This window comes from Ferribacterium limneticum (genome assembly GCF_020510565.1).
GTDB classification, from domain to species: Bacteria; Pseudomonadota; Gammaproteobacteria; order Burkholderiales; family Rhodocyclaceae; genus Azonexus; species Azonexus limneticus_B.
Genome location: NZ_CP075189.1, coordinates 1551539 through 1570034, shown reverse-complemented (window position 1 = coordinate 1570034; position 18496 = coordinate 1551539). Strand labels below are relative to the sequence as shown.

The 18496-nt window shown below is 62.3% G+C and carries 15 protein-coding genes; 11 read left to right on the top strand and 4 right to left on the bottom strand.

From position 1 onward, the window contains the following. Window positions 1-42 precede the first annotated feature (42 nt). The 6 genes from KI610_RS07550 to KI610_RS07525 all read left to right on the top strand — a co-directional run bounded on the left by KI610_RS07550 (window position 43) and on the right by KI610_RS07525 (window position 7596). The gene (locus KI610_RS07550) at window positions 43-1272 is read left to right on the top strand and encodes an MFS transporter (RefSeq protein ID WP_226498042.1); all 1230 of its coding nucleotides are present in this window, start codon (window positions 43-45) and stop codon (window positions 1270-1272) included. Between the two features lie 247 nt (window positions 1273-1519). Further along, the gene (locus KI610_RS07545) at window positions 1520-3382 is read left to right on the top strand and encodes a sensor domain-containing diguanylate cyclase (RefSeq protein ID WP_226498041.1); all 1863 of its coding nucleotides are present in this window, start codon (window positions 1520-1522) and stop codon (window positions 3380-3382) included. A gap of 110 nt (window positions 3383-3492) precedes the next feature. Then, entirely contained in the window at window positions 3493-3852 is a 360-nt protein-coding gene (locus KI610_RS07540; protein WP_226498040.1) for a CidA/LrgA family protein, read from the top strand. After that, window positions 3849-4577, top strand: a complete 729-nt coding sequence (locus KI610_RS07535; protein WP_226498039.1) for an LrgB family protein — start codon at window positions 3849-3851, stop codon at window positions 4575-4577. The genes KI610_RS07540 and KI610_RS07535 overlap by 4 nt, the downstream gene beginning before the upstream one ends. 48 nt (window positions 4578-4625) lie before the next feature. Next, the gene (locus KI610_RS07530; protein WP_226498038.1) at window positions 4626-6995 is read left to right on the top strand and encodes a PAS domain-containing sensor histidine kinase; all 2370 of its coding nucleotides are present in this window, start codon (window positions 4626-4628) and stop codon (window positions 6993-6995) included. Beyond that, window positions 6988-7596, top strand: a complete 609-nt coding sequence (locus KI610_RS07525; RefSeq protein ID WP_226498523.1) for a response regulator transcription factor — start codon at window positions 6988-6990, stop codon at window positions 7594-7596. The genes KI610_RS07530 and KI610_RS07525 overlap by 8 nt, the downstream gene beginning before the upstream one ends. A 31-nt stretch (window positions 7597-7627) precedes the next feature. Here KI610_RS07525 and KI610_RS07520 read toward each other — a convergent pair whose 3' ends face one another. Continuing rightward, window positions 7628-7966: a hypothetical protein gene (locus KI610_RS07520; RefSeq protein ID WP_226498037.1), complete on the bottom strand. Its 339-nt coding sequence runs from the start codon at window positions 7964-7966 to the stop codon at window positions 7628-7630. 77 nt (window positions 7967-8043) lie between these two features. Then, window positions 8044-9036: an ankyrin repeat domain-containing protein gene (locus KI610_RS07515; RefSeq protein ID WP_226498036.1), complete on the bottom strand. Its 993-nt coding sequence runs from the start codon at window positions 9034-9036 to the stop codon at window positions 8044-8046. Between the two features lie 79 nt (window positions 9037-9115). Between KI610_RS07515 and KI610_RS07510 the strand changes: the two genes are divergently transcribed. The 5 genes from KI610_RS07510 (at window position 9116) to KI610_RS07490 (ending at window position 16437) form a co-directional block, all read left to right on the top strand. Next, window positions 9116-9658, top strand: coding sequence for an energy transducer TonB (locus tag KI610_RS07510; RefSeq protein WP_226498035.1), 543 nt, complete (start codon window positions 9116-9118; stop codon window positions 9656-9658). Window positions 9659-9799: 141 nt separating this feature from the next. Then, window positions 9800-11722 carry a PrkA family serine protein kinase gene (locus tag KI610_RS07505; RefSeq protein ID WP_226498034.1) on the top strand — a complete coding sequence of 641 codons (1923 nt, stop codon included), beginning with the start codon at window positions 9800-9802 and terminating at the stop codon, window positions 11720-11722. A 45-nt stretch (window positions 11723-11767) separates the two neighbouring features. Beyond that, window positions 11768-13033, top strand: coding sequence for a YeaH/YhbH family protein (locus KI610_RS07500; RefSeq protein ID WP_226498033.1), 1266 nt, complete (start codon window positions 11768-11770; stop codon window positions 13031-13033). Next, a complete protein-coding gene (locus KI610_RS07495; protein WP_226498032.1) occupies window positions 13030-14556 on the top strand; it encodes a SpoVR family protein in 1527 nt (508 codons plus the stop codon). Before KI610_RS07500 ends, KI610_RS07495 begins: the two co-directional genes overlap by 4 nt. 252 nt (window positions 14557-14808) lie before the next feature. Next, window positions 14809-16437 (top strand): methyl-accepting chemotaxis protein, encoded by a 1629-nt coding sequence (locus KI610_RS07490; protein ID WP_226498031.1) that lies wholly within the window; start codon window positions 14809-14811, stop codon window positions 16435-16437. A 2-nt stretch (window positions 16438-16439) separates the two neighbouring features. On the opposite strand, the gene KI610_RS07485 is transcribed toward KI610_RS07490, so the two are convergent. Both KI610_RS07485 and murI read right to left on the bottom strand, forming a co-directional pair. Further along, the gene (locus KI610_RS07485; protein WP_226498030.1) at window positions 16440-17654 is read right to left on the bottom strand and encodes a CaiB/BaiF CoA transferase family protein; all 1215 of its coding nucleotides are present in this window, start codon (window positions 17652-17654) and stop codon (window positions 16440-16442) included. Then, window positions 17654-18439: a glutamate racemase gene (gene murI / locus KI610_RS07480; protein ID WP_226498029.1), complete on the bottom strand. Its 786-nt coding sequence runs from the start codon at window positions 18437-18439 to the stop codon at window positions 17654-17656. The genes KI610_RS07485 and murI overlap by 1 nt, the downstream gene beginning before the upstream one ends. Window positions 18440-18496: the final 57 nt, after the last annotated feature.

The window sequence follows — 18496 nt, the reverse complement described above, 5'->3', positions numbered from 1 at the left end:
AACATGAGCACAGCGCATGCTCAATCTTTCTGACTGAACACCATGTTCCACACCATTCGACGCCCCGACATCCTGACCGTAACCTTGGCTGCGGCCGGCATTCTCATGGTGACCATGGGCACGCGCCAGTCGTTCGGGCTCTTTGTCAGCCCCATCAACAGCGCGACCGGCATGGGCATCGCCACGATCAGCCTGGCGCTGGCCATCGGGCAGTTCACCTGGGGCGCCATCCAGCCCATCGCCGGCGCCGTCGCCGACCGCTACGGCCCGCGTCCGGTGTTGCTGGCGGCGCTGATAACGCTCGCCCTCGGTTGCGCCATCACGCCCTTCATCGAAAACGGTTTCGGCCTGGCCATTGCCTTGGGCATCCTCGCTTCCATCGGTTCCGGGGCCGGCAGCTTTTCCGTGCTCATCGGCGCTGCCGCGCAACGCTTGCCGATCGAAGCGCGCGGCACGGCTTCCGGGGTGATCAATGCCGGGGGCTCCTTCGGCCAATTCATCTTCGCCCCCCTCCTGCAAAAACTGATTCAGAGCGTCGGGTGGATGGGCGCCATGTGGGCGATGGCCTTGGCGACGCTGGCCGCCCTGCCGCTGGTCGGAAAACTGACCGGCGCGGGGGCAGCCGCACCGCAGCACGCCGACGATTCGCGACTCGGGCCTGCCGTCATGGAAGCGCTCAGGAATCCGAGTTACTGGTTGCTGCACGCCGGCTTCTTCACCTGCGGCTTTCATATTGCCTTCCTGGTGACCCACCTGCCGGGCGAGGTGAATCTGTGCGGCCTGCCGCCCAGCGTCGCCAGCTGGTCGCTCGCCATCATCGGCCTGGCCAACATCTTCGGCAGCCTGTATGCCGGCTCGTGCGTCGCCCGCTATCGCAGCAAGTACGTGCTGGCCGCCATGTATGGCTCGCGTGCCTTGCTGATAGTCTGGTATCTGTGGATGCCGCGCACCGAATGGACCTACTACCTGTTTGCCGCCGGCCTGGGCTTTACCTGGCTGGCCACCGTTCCGCCTACCGCGGCAATCGTCGGCAAGCTGTTCGGGACGCGCTATCTGGCGACCCTGTTCGGACTGACACTGCTGTCGCACCAGATCGGCGGCTTTCTGGGCGCCTGGCTGGGCGGCATCACCATTTCCCGGTTCGGCGACTTCTCCTGGATGTGGTACGCCGACATCTCCCTGGCCACCCTGGCCGCCCTGGTCAATTTGCCGATCAAGGAGGCGGCGATTTCGACGCCGCTGCCCAACCGCCCGGCGACGGCAGAAAGCTGACCGCAAACGATGCAAAAGGCGGTGCACGGCACTGCCACGGTCAACCGGAAAAAACGGCCAAAATTGAAATCCGGTTCATCATTTTTCGATGATATTCAAGCGCTTGGCAGCCCCCACAATTTCCCCAGGTTGACCTTGATCAAACAAGCTTTGATCTCCTAGTCAAAACGGCCTAGCCGGGATTGCCCCGGTTAGGCCGTAAGCCATAATCACGCACTGAAAAATTCCCTCTACGGAAAACATTGCCGTGAATCTCAACGCAAAAGTCACTTTCTTCTTCGTCAGTATTTTTGCCGGCCTGCTGGCGGTTCTGCTCGCCATCAGCCTGTACGCCTTCCGCAACTTTTCCATCGCCTCGGCGACCGATCACATCCGCACCGCCGGTGAAATAGTCCGCGTGCACCTGACCGAATCGATGATCAACGGCGTCATCGACAAGCGCGAGAGTTTTCTGCGCCGCCTCGTCGAAGTCCAGGGACTCAAATCGGCCCGGGTCATCCGTTCGCCGGAAGTCGAAAAGCAGTTCGGCAAAGGCCTGAGCCAGGAGGCGGCGGCCGACGATCTGGAACGACTGGTCCTCAAGGAAGGCAAGCCCCGTTTCGAGGTCATCAAACAGGGCGACGAAAACATCTTTCGCGGCATCATTCCCTACATTGCCACGGCCAGCGGCAATCCGAACTGCCTGCAATGCCACCAGGTCAGCGAAGGCGCCGTGCTCGGCGCCGTCAGCATGAGCATGTCGATCGAAGCGCTGCGCGACAAAGCGCTGTTCACCGTCGCCGGCATCGGCATCGCCGTGGCCTTTTTTGCCCTGCTCCTCGTCCTCCTGCTGCGCCGCCTGCTGCGCCCCATCTCGGACACCGCCATTGCTGTCGAAGAGGCTGTCCAGCGCGCCCTGCGCGGCGATTTCAAGGCGCATGTCGAAAAGAAGACCAACGATGAAATCGGCCAGATCGCGACCGACATGAACCGTTTGCTGACCTTCCTCGACGATGGTCTCAACCGCATCGGCACCAACGTCGCCCGCCTCACCGAGCGCACGCCCGCCCCCGGCGAAAACCTGCTGACGGCGACCATCGACATGGTCGACGGCCTGACCAAGGCGGCCCACTTCAAGCAGGCCATCGAGGAAGACGAAGTCAAGATCGAGATCTACCAGCGCCTCTCCGTCGCCTTGCAGCAGGAATTCAAGCTCGAGGAATTCTCGCTCTACGAAGTCAGCAGCAACAAGAAGCAGATGAAGGCCATCATGGTCGATGGCGAAATGGCCGACACCTGCCGCTGGTGCGACCCGCAGATTCTGATCCGCCCCGAAGCCTGCCGCGTCCGCCGCACCGGCCATCTCGTCGACAGCGTGAGCAGCCCGGACATCTGCAACTCGTTCCGCCCGCCGGCCGAACTCGGCGAACGGCGCCACGTCTGCTTCCCGGTCATCCAGTCCGGCGCCGTCGGCAGCGTCGTGCAATTGGTGACGACGCCAGAGAACGCTACCGAACTGCTCACCAAGGTGCCTTTCATCAACGTCTACCTGCGCGAAACGGCGCCGGTACTCGAAACCAAGCGGCTCATGGAAAACCTCCGCGACTCGACGCTGCGCGACCCGATGACCGGCCTCAACAACCGCCGCTTCCTCGAAGAATACGTCGAGACGCTGGTTTCCAGCGTGCAGCGCAAACGCACCCACGTCGCCATCCTGATGCTCGACCTCGACTACTTCAAGATGGTCAACGACACCTACGGCCACGACGCCGGCGATGCCGTCCTGAAAGAGCTATCCTCGCTACTCAAGCAGTCAGTGCGCGCCTCCGACCTGGTCATTCGCTACGGCGGTGAAGAATTCCTGATCATCCTGGTCGACAGCGAAGGCCAGGCCGCCGACAACGTCGCCGAAAAAATCCGCCTCGCCGTCGAAAGCCTCAAGGTCCAGATCGCCGGCATCACACTGCAAAAAACCATCTCGATCGGCATTGCCGATTTCCCGACCGACAGCGACACCTTCTGGCAGGCCGTCAAGTTTGCCGACGTCGCGATGTATCAGGCCAAGGAACAGGGGCGCAACCGGGTCGTCCGCTTCAATCCGGCAATGTGGAGCGACAACAAGGAATATTGAGCGCCCGATCTATTACCACAGGTACAAGATAAAGCGACTTTTATCCCGGTTATCAAAACTTAACTGAGCCAATACACTGGCAGCCTTCTGAACCTCCAAGAAGGCTGTCCATGCTTTCCGCCCTCTCCGCCCTGCTCGTTTTCCAGTTGATTGGCGAAGTTCTCGCCCGCTCGCTCGACCTGCCCATCCCCGGCCCGGTCATCGGCATGATTCTGCTTTTCGTCACGCTGCTCGTGCGCGGCGGCCCCGGCGAAGAACTGCAGACGACCAGCCAGAATCTGCTGCAACACCTCTCGCTGCTCTTCGTCCCGGCCGGCACCGGCATCATGGTCCATCTCCACCGCGTGTCCGACGAATGGCTGCCGCTGCTCGTTTCGCTGCTAGTCAGCACGCTGGCCACCCTGGTCGTCACCGCGCTGGTCATGAAGCTCTGCCAGCGCTCGCCAGCTGCCTCGGGAGAAACGCCATGACCCAGGAAATCACCCAGATCTGGGTCTACCTCTCGGCCTCGCCGCTGCTCGGGCTGACCATCACGCTGCTTGCCTATCAGGCCGCCTTCGCGCTCTACCGGCGGTCCGGCAACAATCCGCTGGCCAACCCGGTGCTCATCGCCGTTTTCATTTTGGTGCTGTTTTTGACGTTGACCGTGACATCGTATGAAACCTACTTCGCCGGCGCCCAGTTCGTGCATTTCCTGCTCGGCCCGGCCACCGTGGCGCTGGCCATCCCGCTGTATACCCAGTTCAAGCGCGTGCGTTCGATGCTGTTGCCGGTGCTTGCCGGGCTGCTCGCCGGCAGCCTGACCGCCATCGTCTCGGCCGTTCTGGTCGCCCGCCTGCTCGGCGCCAGCGCCTCGACCCAGCTTTCCCTCGCCCCCAAGTCGGTGACGACGCCGATTGCCATGGGCATCGCCGAACGCATTGGCGGCATTCCATCGCTGACGGCGGTGCTGGTCATCGTCACCGGCATCCTCGGCGCCGTCGGCGCACGCTTCGTGTTCGATGCCATGAAGGTGCGCGACCCGGCCATTCGCGGCTTTGCCATCGGCATCGCTTCGCACGGCATCGGCACCGCCCGCGCCTTTCAGGTCAACGAGCAAAGCGGCGCCTTTGCCGCCCTGGCCATGGGCATGAACGGGGCGCTCACCGCCCTGCTCGTGCCCTGGATCGCCGCTTATCTGATCAACATAGGGTAAGTACCTATGGCCGATGTGACACGGGGGGCTAAGAATTTGGCCATGCTCATGCGCCCTCCTCTTCCCCAGCCGAAACACACCCGACTATGGCTCGCGCCCTACGTTGCGATTGGCGTTTTCGCGCTGGCCATGCTCGTCCTCACCGCCTTGCTCCAGTGGCGCGAACTGGACACGGCGCGCTCGGCCCTGGAAGGCGACATGCACTGGGCGGAACGGACCATCGAAAACCGTCTGCACGCGCATCAGGATTTTCTCGGCGAACTCGGCCGCGAGCAGGAATTCAAGCAACTCACCTACGAAGCCTTCCAGGTCAAGGCCAGCCGCTACGCGCGCGAGGCGCCGGAAATCCAGGCCATCATCTGGGTTGATATCGATGGCAAGGTCGAGTGGGTTGCGCCCAATGAATCAACGGCTGTCTTCGTCGGCGAACAACTTGCCGGCGAGCGTCTGGCCGCCCTGCAGAAAGCCTTGCGCGTCCGCACCGAGGTCGTTTCTGCCGACTACCGCGATGCCACCCAGCGCCCGACGCACGACATCATCCTGCCGGTCCAGCGCGGCAGTGCCGACCTCGGTGCGTTCATCGCCATCGAGTCCATAGAAACCTTGCTGCGCACCACCCTGCCGACCGTGTTCACGACCCGCTACAGCCTGACCGTGGTCGATGCGCAGAATCGCGAAGTTCTCAGCAATTCGTCAGTCAAGCCGACCGACCGCCAGGTCTCCGGCCAGATCAGCCTCGACCTGCCCAACAACCGCCTCGGCCTCAATATCGTCGCCTACCGCGTCGGTGGCGCCTGGCTGCCCTTCGTGCCGGCGGCGTTGATCATCGTGCTGACGCTGATCGCCTCGGTGACGCTGATCCAGTTGCGCCGCCACGCCCAGCATCGCGCCCAGACCGAGGAAGAACTGCGCACCGCCTACGCCTTCCGTCAGGCCATGTCGCAATCGCTGATCACCGGCCTGCGCGCCATCGACCTCGAGGGCCGGATTACCTTCGTGAACGCCGCTTTCTGCCGGATGACCGGCTTCGACGAAAGCGAACTGGTCGGCATCAAGCCGCCCTACCCTTACTGGCCGCCGGAAGAGTTCGACCGCCTGCAGAACAACATCGACACCGCGCTGGCCGGCAAGGCGCCAGCCAGCGGCTTCGAGATGCGCATCATGCGGCGAAGCGGCGAGCGCTTCGATGTCCGCCTCTACTTTTCGCCACTGATCGGCACTGATGGCCAGCAGATCGGCTGGATGGCGTCGATGAACGACATCACCGAGCCAAAGCGCGTGCGCGTCGAACTCGAACGCGCCCACGAGCGTTTCGTCACGGTCATCGACGGTCTCGACTCGGCGGTGCACGTCGCCGACGTGCAGACCGGCGAAATCCTCTTCGCCAACCGCGCCTTCCAGAACATTTTCGGCTACGACGCCGTCGGCCAGAATTCGGCGCAGATCACCGCCGCCTGCCATCCGCCAAGTGAGCAACTGGCCCGCGACCCGCAGCACATCGGCGCCGATGAACTGCCCTGCGAACTGTTCGACGGCGAACTCCAGCACACCCTGTCCGGTCACTGGTATCACCTGCATGAACGCGCCATCCGCTGGGTCGACGGGCGCACCGTGCGCGTCCAGATCGGTGCCGACATCACCGACCGCAAGCATATCGACGAAGTCAATCTGCAGCAGCAAAAGCGGCTCGAGCAGACCTCGCGCCTGATCACCATGGGCGAAATGGCCTCGTCACTGGCCCACGAACTCAACCAGCCGCTGTCGGCCATCGCCAACTACTGCGCTGGTTGCGTCAAACGCATGCAGGCCGGTAACTATCGCATCGATGACATCCTCGCCGCCATGCAGAAAGCCTCCGACCAGGCCGAGCGGGCCGGCAAGATCATCCGCCGCATGCGCGACATGGTGAAGAAGGGCGACCCCAACCGGCAGCCCATCGCCCTCGAAGAACTGGTCGATGAAACACGCGCCTTCGCCGACATCGACGCCCAGCGCACCGGCACGCAGATCATTGTCGACCTGCCGGACAATTTGCCGAAAATCGTCGTCGACCGCATCATGATCGAGCAGGTGCTGCTCAACCTGATCAAGAATGCCATCGAGGCGATGAGCGACGTGCCGGTCGAACGCCGCCAGCTAAGTTTGCAGGCCGAGGTGGTGGACGAACGGATGCTGGAAATCACGGTCGCCGATCAGGGCCATGGTCTGGCCGAAGAAGATATCGAGAAAATCTTTGCCCCCTTCTACACGACCAAGGCGGAAGGCATGGGCATCGGCCTGGCCATCTGCCGCTCGATCATCGAGTTTCACCAGGGGCGGCTGTGGGTCGAGCCGCGGCGCGAGGGCGGTACCGTGTTCCACTTCACGGTACCGATCGAAGAATCAGGCGAGGAGAAAGGTGAGATGAGTGATGAATAATCCGACGCAAACGATTTATGTCGTCGATGACGACGAGGCCATGCGCGACTCGATGACCTGGCTGCTCGAAGGCGAAGGCTACGTCGTCGCCTGCTTCGACTCGGCCGAGAGCTTCCTCAAGGCGCGCCACGACGAGATGCGCGGCTGCCTGATTCTCGACGTACGGATGCCGGAAATGAGCGGCCTCGAACTGCATGAAAAGCTCGACGCCCTTGGCTCGGCATTGCCGGTCATCTTCGTCACCGGCCACGGCGACGTGCCGATGGCCGTCTCGGCCCTGCAGCGCGGCGCCTGCGATTTCATCGAAAAGCCCTTCCACAACGAGGACCTGCTCTCGCGCATCGTTCGCGCCCTGGAGCTGGACGCCCAGCTTTCGGCCCGCCGCCAGCGCAACGGAGCGATCAGCCACCGCCTCGATCAGCTGACCCAGCGCGAAAGCGAAGTCATGAAACTGGTCGTCGCCGGCAAGCTCAACAAGCAGATCGCCGACGAACTGAACATCAGCATGAAAACCGTCGAAGCCCACCGGGCGCGGGTCATGGAGAAAATGGGTGTGCGCACCCTGGCCGAACTGGTCAAGGCCGTGGTGACAGTTAACTGAAAACGCCCGGCAGATGCGCCGGGCCAATCACTCAAAGCGGAATGATGTCGTCGCCGCCGGTGCCGAAGTGGCCTTCGTAGTGCTTGAGCTGGCGAACTTCCTTGCGGCGCAGCAGCTTTTCCTGAACCTTGGGCGGCAGGTCGGTGAACATGATCAGATCCTTGGCGATCAGCAGTTCGATGGTGTCTTCGATAACCCGGACGAAATCGCGGTCCAGCTCATGGAGTTCGTTCTGCCGCCAGCGTTCGTGGATGAACTGCAGGACCTCGGGATGATCGGCCGGCAAGGCTTCGCTGGCGTCGCCGACGGGCATCGGGTGCAATTCGCAAATGTTGCCCTTGCTGTCTCTCGCCACGTAAAGCATGCCCATTCCTCTCTCGGTTGATCAGCGCAGTCTGCATTAGCTGATCGTGATTTGCAATTGATCCCGGCCGGGAAGGCCCACTATCAGTAGTTCCTGACCGGCGCCCTGATCGGCATTTTCGGCGTGCCGAAGTAGGTCGCCGGCGGCGCCTTGAAGCCGGCCGCCTTGTTCTTGCCTTTTTCATCGACGACGATCGTCGCCGACTGCTGCTGCGGCTTCTTGCGGCTGGCGGTAATTTCCATCGTCACCGCCCGAGCCGGCATCGGCCGATCCATTTCGGCGCGTACGATGCGCACGCGTTCGGTGGCGATGCGCTTGTCGATGACGTCCGTCGTCATGTTCCGCTCGACGAGCTTTTCGCGCATGTTGAGCAGTTCTTCGAGTTCCTTCGAGCTGCGCATCGAGCGCACCGGCGCGCCCCATTTTTCCTTCGGCTGGCTGACGGCGATGTTGAACTCTTCGGGGTTGCTCACCATGCGCGCCAGTTCCAGCCGGTCTTGACGCATCGCCCACTCCAGCGCCCCGTCGCCCCAGTCGTTCTTCGGCGTCCGGTCGGCGCCTTTTTCGATCAGCTTGCGGACCAGCGGCTGATGACCTTCGTACACTGCCATCATGAGCACGCTCGAGCCATTGGTGCTCTGGGCGTTGATGTCGGCCCCCTGGTCGATCAGAAAATCGGCCACTTCGGCATGCCCGGCGAACACCGCGTAATGCAGCGCCGACCATTGCCGGGCCGGCGCGTTGATGCGCGCCCCGCGCTCAAGCAGCCATTTGACCGTCGCCAGATTGCCGCGCCAGGCGGCCAGCGCAATGGCCGATTCGCCATTCGCGTTGAGCTTGTTGATATCGGCGCCGCGCGACAGGAAGAGGCGCATGAGATCCGGCTTGCCTTCCCAGGCGCCGATCATCAGGCCGGAACCGATCCGGCTGCCCATGAAATCGGGCGGCAGGCCGGCGTCGAGCCAGCTTTCGGCCTGGCCGACATCGCCGAGTTCCATGCTGACGGTGAAGCGCACCGGGTCGGGCAAGGCATCGGCCGAAAAAACTGGCAGCGAAGCCGACAGCAAAAACCCCATCGCGCTTATCATGGCAAGCCGTCGTTTTACAGTTAGTCTCATTGCGTATCCATTGCCTCAGGCCAGCCCCCATTTTCTCATGACCCGGATCGATTACCGGCTTTTTGCGGCGCTGGCGTTGTCGCTCTCGCTGCATCTCTTGCCACTGCTGCCGGATTTCAATTTTGGCCAAAATTTCCGGTCGACCGTGGCACCGCTGACTGCCGAGCTGCGCCCGCCCCCGGCCGCAGCCGCAACACCGCCGCTGAGCCTGCCGGAGCAGCCGGAACCGGCCAGTAAGCCCGCGACAAAACCGCCCAAGCCAGCTCTGTCAAAACCAGCCGAAAAAACCGGCGCATCCGCCCCGAAAACCTGGACCCAGACCGTCCGCGAACACCTCAAGAAGCTCGACAGCGCCGGCCAGTTCTACCCGGCCGAAGCCATCGCCCGCGGACTTGAAGGCGAAGTCCTCGTCCTGCTCATCATCGACGAAGCCGGCAAAGTCAGCGCCGCTCGCGTCGAACAAGGCAGCGGCCACCCGCTGCTCGACGCCGCCGCCCTGCGCGCCGTCCGTTCCCTGCAATCGCTGCCGGCCGACGCGCCGCGCCAGGTTGTTCTGCCGGTGCGCTTCCGGCTACGTTGATCGGCTGACGGCGTTTCGGTTGCGCGCTTGATCGGCGGACCAATGCCTGGCGCACCGAGACAGATTGAACCGTTGGCGGGAAGCGCATTCAAACTCAGGGAAGCATCAACAACGATAGGGATTTTCCGGAAGGAGTCTGCCATGTCGATCTTTGCCCGCTACCAGAGTCGTTACGAGGCCCAGCAGGAAGAGGAAATGTCGGTCCAGGAGTATCTGGATCTGTGCAAGAGTGACAAGACCGCGTACGCCAGTGTCGCCGAACGCATGCTCATCGCCATCGGCGAGCCGGAACTCGTTGATACCCGGCTCGATCCACGCCTGTCGCGGATCTTCGCCAACAAGATGATCAAGCTCTACCCGGCCTTCCGCGAGTTCTACGGAATGGAAGAGGTCATCGAGCACATCGTTTCCTACTTCCGGCACGCCGCCCAGGGGCTGGAAGAGAAGAAGCAGATTCTCTATCTGCTGGGCCCGGTTGGCGGCGGCAAGTCGTCGCTGGCCGAACGCCTGAAATACCTGATCGAGAAAGTGCCCTTCTACGCCATCAAGGATTCGCCGGTCCATGAGTCGCCGCTTGGCCTCTTCAACGTTCTTGAGGACGGCGAAATACTGGAAGAGGATTTCGGCATTCCGAAGCGTTACCTCGGGACCATCATGAGCCCGTGGGCGGTCAAGCGCCTGCATGAATTTGGCGGCGACATCACCAAGTTCCGCGTCGTCAAGCTGCGCCCTTCCGTGCTTTCCCAGATCGCCGTCTCGAAGACCGAGCCGGGCGACGAGAACAATCAGGACATTTCGTCGCTGGTCGGCAAGATCGATATCCGCAAGCTGGAAAGCTATTCGCAGAACGACCCGGATGCCTACTCGTACTCCGGCGGCCTGTGCGTCGCCAATCGCGGCATTCTGGAATTCGTCGAAATGTTCAAGGCGCCGATCAAGGTGCTGCACCCCCTGCTCACCGCGACCCAGGAGCAGAACTACAAGGGGACCGAGGGCTTCGGCGCCATTCCCTTTGATGGTCTCGTGCTGGCCCACTCGAACGAGGCGGAATGGCAGGCCTTCAAGAACAATCGCAACAACGAGGCCTTCCTCGACCGCATTTACATCGTCAAGGTGCCGTACTGCCTGCGCGTCACCGACGAAATCCACATCTACGAAAAGCTGCTGTTCAATTCGTCGCTGGCCAAGGCCCCCTGCGCCCCCGACACGCTGCGCATGCTGGCCCAGTTCTCTGCCTTGTCGCGTCTCAAGGAACCGGAGAATTCCAGCATCTACAGCAAGATGCGGGTCTACGACGGCGAGAATCTCAAGGACACCGATCCCAAGGCCAAGAGCTACCAGGAATACCGCGACTTCGCCGGGGTGGACGAGGGAATGACCGGACTATCCACCCGCTTCGCCTTCAAGATCCTGTCCAAGGTCTTCAATTTCGATCACCGCGAAGTGGCGGCCAATCCGGTGCACCTGATGTACGTGCTTGAGCAGCAGATCGAACAGGAACAGTACCAGCCCGAAATCGAGGAACGCTACCTGCGCTTCCTCAAGGAATTCCTGAGCCCGCGCTACGCCGAATTCATCGGCAAGGAAATCCAGACTGCCTACCTGGAAAGCTATTCCGAATACGGCCAGAACATTTTCGACCGCTACGTGACCTATGCCGATTTCTGGATTCAGGATCAGGAATTCCGCGATCCGAATACCGGTGAAATGCTCGACCGCGGAGCCCTCAACGATGAACTGGAGAAGATCGAGAAGCCGGCCGGCATCAGTAATCCCAAGGATTTCCGCAACGAGGTGGTGAATTTCGTGCTGCGCGCCCGGGCCAAGAACGATGGCACGAACCCGGCGTGGACCAGCTACGAGAAGTTGCGGGCGGTCATCGAGAAGAAAATGTTCTCGAACACCGAGGAACTGCTCCCGGTCATTTCCTTCAATACCAAGGCCAGCGCCGACGAGCAGAAGAAGCACAAGGACTTCGTCGAGCGCATGACCAGCAAGGGCTACACCGAGAAACAGGTGCGCCTGCTCTGCGACTGGTACCTGCGGGTTCGCAAGTCTTCGTGATGGTGGAAAGGCGGGGCGGTTTCGCCGCGCAACGGGAGGTCACCCATGACGGTACGCATCGTCGATCGGCGGCAGGACAGCAAGAACAAGAGTTCGATCAATCGCAGCCGTTTCATCCAGCGCTTCAAGGGGCAGATCCGCAAAGCGGTGGCTGATGCCATTGCCCATCGCGGCATCCGTGACCTCGACAACGGCGAGAAGATCGGCATTCCCGGCAAGGACATCACCGAGCCGCATTTCCGCCATGGCAAGGGCGGCAAGCGGGAGATCGTGCATCCCGGCAACGACCGCTTCAATACCGGCGACAGCGTCGACCGCCCGCTCGAAGGCTCCGGCCAGGGGCCGGGCGGGGCGAGCGAGGATGGCGAGGGGATCGACGACTTCGTCTTCACGCTGACCCGCGACGAGTTCCTCGACATCTTCTTCGACGAACTGGCCCTGCCCAACCTGGTCAAACGCCAACTGGCCCGCATCGACGAATACAAGCGGGTGCGCGCCGGCTACACGCAGAGCGGCGTGCCGACCAACATCAATCTGGTCCGCACCATGCGCGGCGCGGCCGGGCGGCGCATCGCCGTCGGCGCCCCCTTCGCCGCCCGGCTGCGCGAACTGCGGGAAGAACTGGAGCGCCTGCGCCGCGACTGCCCGGGCGACCCGGACATCGTCCGCATCGAGCGCGAAATCGCCAGCCTGCTGGCGCGGCGCGAGGCCATTCCGTTCATTGACCCTTTCGACCTGCGTTACAGCAACCGCATTCGCATCGCCCAGCCCTCAACACAGGCCGTGATGTTCTGCCTGATGGACGTTTCCGGGTCGATGGACGAGTCGAAGAAGCAGATCGCCAAGCGCTTTTTCATGCTGCTTTACCTCTTCCTCAACCGTAACTACGAACATATCGAGGTGGTCTTCATCCGCCACCACACGGTGGCCGAGGAGGTCGACGAGGAGAATTTCTTCCATTCCCGCGAGACCGGCGGCACCATCGTTTCCAGCGCCCTCAAGCTGATGCACGAGATCGTCGTCGCCCGCTATGCGTCGAGCGCCTGGAACATCTACGGCGCCCAGGCTTCCGATGGCGACAACTGGAACAACGATTCGCCGCCCTGCCGGGAACTGCTCAGCGAATCCATCCTGCCGCTCGTCCAGTACTTCGCCTACATCGAGATCGCCGACGCCGAACCGCAGAACCTCTGGCTCGAGTACGAACGCCTGCTCGACAGCCATCCCGGGTTGTTTGCCATGCAGCGCATTGCCGCGGTGGCCGACATCTACCCGGTATTCCGCGAGCTCTTCCGAAAGCGACTGGCATGAGCAAGAAGCGCACTCGCCCGATTGCCGAGGGCTCGGAATGGACGGTCGAAGCGATCGACCGCTACGACGCCGAGATCGGCCGCGTCGCCAAGGCCTACGGCCTCGACTGCTACCGCCACCAGCTCGAAATCATCACCGCCGAGCAGATGATGGACGCCTACGCCGCCATCGGCATGCCGGTCTATTACCACCACTGGTCCTTCGGCAAGCATTTCCTGGAAACCGAGAACCGCTACAAGCGCGGCCAGATGGGCCTGGCCTACGAGATCGTCATCAATTCCGATCCCTGCATCGCTTACCTCATGGAAGAAAACACGCTGACCATGCAGGCCCTGGTCATCGCCCATGCCGCCTACGGCCACAATTCCTTCTTCAAGGGCAACCACCTGTTCAAGCAATGGACCAGCGCCGACGCCATCATCGACTACCTCGTCTTCGCCCGGAACTACATCGCCCAGTGCGAGGAGCGCCATGGCTTCGCGGCGGTCGAGCAACTGGTCGACGCCTGCCACGCCCTGAGCAATCTCGGCGTAGACCGCTACAAACGTTCACCGCGTTTGTCGCTGGACAAGGAAACGCTGCGCCAGAAGGAGCGCGAGGAATATTTGCAGGCCCAGGTCAATGATCTGTGGCGAACGCTGCCGCGTCATGCCGCGGCCGTCGCCGAAGAGGAGGAACGGCGCTTCCCCGAGGAGCCCGAGGAAAACCTGCTCTATTTCGTCGAGAAGAATGCGCCCCTGCTCGAACCCTGGCAGCGCGAGATCATCCGCATCATTCGCAAGATCGGCCAATATTTCTATCCCCAGCGCCAGACCCAGGTCATGAACGAGGGCTGGGCCTGCTTCTGGCACTACACCCTGATCAACACGCTGTATGACGAAGGCAAGCTGACCGACGGCTTCATGATGGAGTTCCTGCAATCGCATACCAATGTCGTCTACCAACCGCCGTACACCAGCAAGTGGTATTCCGGCATCAACCCCTATGCGCTGGGTTTTGCCATGTGGCGCGACATCCGGCGCATCTGCGAGGAACCGACGGCCGAGGACCGCGAATGGTTTCCCGAGTTTGCCGGCTCGGACTGGCGCGAAACCTTCAATTTCGCGATGAGCAATTTCAAGGACGAGAGCTTCGTCGCCCAGTACCTGTCGCCCCGCCTGATGCGGGAATTCCGCCTGTTCGCCATCCTCGACGACGAGGCCAACCCCAAGCTGCGCGTCAATGCCATTCACGACGACATGGGCTATCGCGCCCTGCGCCGCGCGCTGGCCGAACAATACAACCTGGGCAGCGCCGACCCCGACATCCAGGTCTGGAACGTCGATCTGCGCGGCGACCGCTCGCTGACCCTGCGCCACTTTTCCCATCAGCACCGCCCGCTCGGCCCGGAAACAGAGCGCGTCATCGAACATCTGGCCACCCTCTGGGGCTTCACGGTGCGTCTCGAAACGCAGATGCCGGACGGCAATCTGCGCCCGGTCGCCGAATACCGCAGCGAAAAGCGCAACCGCCAAATCCCCTGACTTTCATTTTTGGCCGATATTTCCGGTTGACCGTGGGAATGGCTCGACGGCCACCCGGACCGCCCCGGCGACCCGGTCGCGGCGCACGTTGCCGACCGATGCCCCCCGGAAACCCTCATACCGTTTGGCTTCAGGCTGCGTTAAGATGAAATATCAGAATTTTCTGATCAGCCCATGAGCTTATGCTGACTTTCGCACACCTGGTGCGGCTCTTGGTCAATAATAGACAAATGTCATATTTGGAGCGGAAAAATGGGGACCCTCGGCAACTGGCGTGTTTCGACACGCATGCAGCTTCTTGTCGGCCTGACCTTGCTTGGCCTGATCATCCTCTGCCTGACAGCCTTGTTCCAACTCAAGAACAGCATGCTGGAAGACCGCAAGCAAACGACGCGCAACCTGGTCGAGGTTGGCATCGGTATCGTTGCCCATCACCACAAACTGGCTGCCGCCGGGAAAATGTCGGAAGAAGATGCCAAAAAGGCGGCGCGCGACAGTCTGCGTGGCCTGCGTTACGGCAAGGACGACTATTTCTTCGGCTTCGACACGACGGGCGTCTATTTCCTGCATGGTGGCAACCCGGCCGTCGAAGGCCAGCAAAAGATCGAGATGAAGGACACCAACGGCAAGTTGCTGATCAAGGAATTGATCAGTGCAGCCCAGGCCGGTGGCGGTTTTGTTGACTACTGGTTCCCGCGGGCCGGCCAGCAGGTGGCTGAACCCAAGCTGGGTTACGCCGCGCTGTTCGGCCCCTGGAACTGGGTTGTCGGAACCGGCATCTATATCGATGACGTAGACCGGGAATACCGCGAAAGTGCCTTGCTGCTCGGCGGCATTTCTCTTGCCCTGCTGGTCATTCTGAGCCTGGTCGGCTGGCAGGTCGGCAGCAGCGTTCTCAGACAACTGGGAGGCGAACCCGCAACCGCCGCCGGGATCATGCAGCGCGTCGCCGATGGCGACCTGACGGCAAGTGTCAACTCGGCCCCGGCCGGCAGCATGCTGCATGCGCTCAGCGCCATGGTCGGTTCGCTGCGCCAACTGGTCAGCGAAATAAACAGCGATGCCAACCGACTGGTCAGCAGCGCCGAGTCGATTGCCAAGGCGTCCGACGAGGTTGCCCGCTCGGCCGAACAGCAATCCGATGCGACGTCGGCAATGGCCGCCGCCATCGAGGAACTGACCGTCAGCTCCAGCCACATTTCGGAAAGCGCCCGCGAAACAGCTTTGGACAGCACCCAAGCCGTCGAGCTTTCGAGCCAGGGCACAGAACGGGTCAATCAGGCGACGCAAGCCATCGAGCAGATTGCCGGAACCGTTTCCGATGCCTCGGGCCGTATCAAGGCACTCGAAGAAAGGGCCCGCCAGGTTTCATCGATCGCCAACGTGATCAAGGACATTGCCGGACAGACCAATCTGCTCGCCCTCAATGCGGCAATCGAAGCCGCCCGGGCCGGCGAGCAGGGGCGCGGCTTTGCCGTCGTCGCCGACGAAGTCCGCAAGCTGGCCGAACGGACCTCGCTGGCCACCACGGAAATCGAACAGATGATCGTCGGCATCCAGAGCGATACGGTCGGCGCCGTCGAAGCCATGGATACGGCACTGCCCGAGGTACAGGCCGGCGTCGAGTTGGCTGGCTCGGCCTCGGAATCGCTGCGCGCCATCGAGGAAGGGGCGCGCCGGACGCTGACGCGGATTGGCGACGTGGCCGACGCCACGCGGGAGCAAAGTTCGGCCAGCACCTCAATCGCCCAGCGCGTCGAACAGATCGCCAACATGGTCGAGGCGACTACCGACACCATCCGCGGCACGGCTGCCACGGCACATCAGCTGGAAAGCATCGCCATCAACCTGAAGCAGCTGATCGGCCGCTTCCGCGTTTAGGCCTAGACAGCCCCCGATGCACGCAGCCCGGCTATCTCTTCACGGAGATAGCCGAGTCCGGCGAGCACTTCGTCGGTATGCTCGCCGAGTTTGGCCCCCAGCCATTCCGTGCTGCCCGGCGTTGCCGACAATTTGGGCACGATGCCGGGAATCTTGAATTCCTTGCCATCCGGCAGCTTGGCCGACTCGAACATCTGGCGGGCGATGAATTGCGGGTCGGCGAACATGTCGATGGCCGAATAGACGCGCGACGACGGTACTTCGGCCGCGGCCAGTATCTCCAGCACCTCGGCCTCGTCGTGCTCGGCGGTCCACGCATCGATCAACCCGTAAATCTCGTCACGCCGCGCATCGCGGCCGGCGTTGTCGGCCAGGGTTGGATCATCGGCCAGATCGGGCCGGCCGATGGCGTTCATGAAGCGTTTGAAAATCGCGTCGCCATTGGCGCCGATGGTGACGTGTTTGCCGTCCTTGGTCGTGTGCGTGCTCGACGGCGTAATGCCCGGCATGATGTTGCCGGTGCGCTCGCGGACGAAACCGAAAACGTCAAACTCCGGCACCATCGACTCCATCATCGCGAAGACCGCCTCGTAGAGCGCGACATCGACGACCTGCCCGGCCCCGCCATTGACTTCCCTGTGACGCAGCGCCATCAGCGCACCAATCGCGCCCCACAGCGCGGCAATCGAATCGCCGATAGAAATCCCGGTACGCACTGGCGGCCGGTCGGGGAAGCCGGTGATGTAGCGCAGCCCGCCCATCGACTCGCCAACCGCGCCGAAGCCCGGCTGATCCTTGTACGGCCCGGTCTGGCCGAAGCCGGAAAGGCGGACCATGACCAGCCCCGGGTTGTCGGCCTTCAAGGTTTCCCAACCCAGCCCGAGTTTTTCGAGCACGCCGGGGCGGAAGTTTTCGACCAGGATGTCGGCCTCGGCAATGAGCTTTCGGACGAAAGCGACGCCCTCCGGATGCTTGAGATTGGCCGTCACCGACTTCTTGTTCCGCCCCTGCACAGCCCACCACAGCGACGTGCCTTCGTAGAGCTTGCGCCACTTGCGCAGCGGGTCGCCGCCATCGGGTGATTCGACCTTGACCACCTCGGCGCCGAACTCGCCCATGATCCGCGTGCAGAACGGCCCGGCGATCAGCGTGCCGAGTTCAACCACTTTGAGCCTGGCTAGCGGCTTTTGCGCGACGTTTTTTTCCCCCTCGCTCATCAAGGCTCCCAGTGTTCGATTTTCAATTTTTGCCCAAAAATCCGGTCGACCGTGGCAATCACCGACGCCGGCGCCCCGCTCGTCGCCACCGTCAGCCGGCCCTCGCCGCCGCCGAGCAGATTGCCCGCCGCCAACAGCCGCTCAAGCTGACGCGCCACCGGCTCGCCGGTATCAAGCAGCACGGTGCCCGCCGGCATGCGCCGGGCAATCGCCGCCGACACGCACGGATAATGCGTGCAGCCGAGCACCACGACATCCGCTGCCGCCGCAGCCAGCGGCGCAACAAAGGTATCGAGCAAGGCCGCCACCGCGCCACTGTCCGGCCCCTCAGCCTCAATCGCCTCGGCCAGCCCCGGACACGGCTGGGCAATGACCCGATGGCCGTTGGCATGATTGCCAACCAGCCGCTGAAAACGCTCGCTAGCCAAAGTCCGCGTCGTCGCCAGCACGCCAATGACGCCCGTTTTGGTCAGCCCTACCGCCGGCTTGACGCCTGGCTCCAGCGCCACCACCGGCACCTCGATGGCCGCCCGAATAGCCTCCGCCGCCGCTGCCGTCGCCGTATTGCAGGCAATCACCAACGCCTTCGCCCCGCGCCCGACCAGCGCCTCGGCAATCAACACACCACGTTCGCGCAGAAAGGTCTCGGGCCGGTCGCCATAGGGCAAAAACCGGGTGTCGGCGAAATAAAGGAAGTCTTCCTGCGGCAGTCGTTCGCGCAGGGCGCGCAACACCGTCAGGCCACCGAGGCCGGAATCAAAAACAGCGATGGGATGAGAGATCACAAGTCCATTCAGGGTGAGGCGAATTTCTGCCTATTATATTTCCCCGTCGTCGCAGCC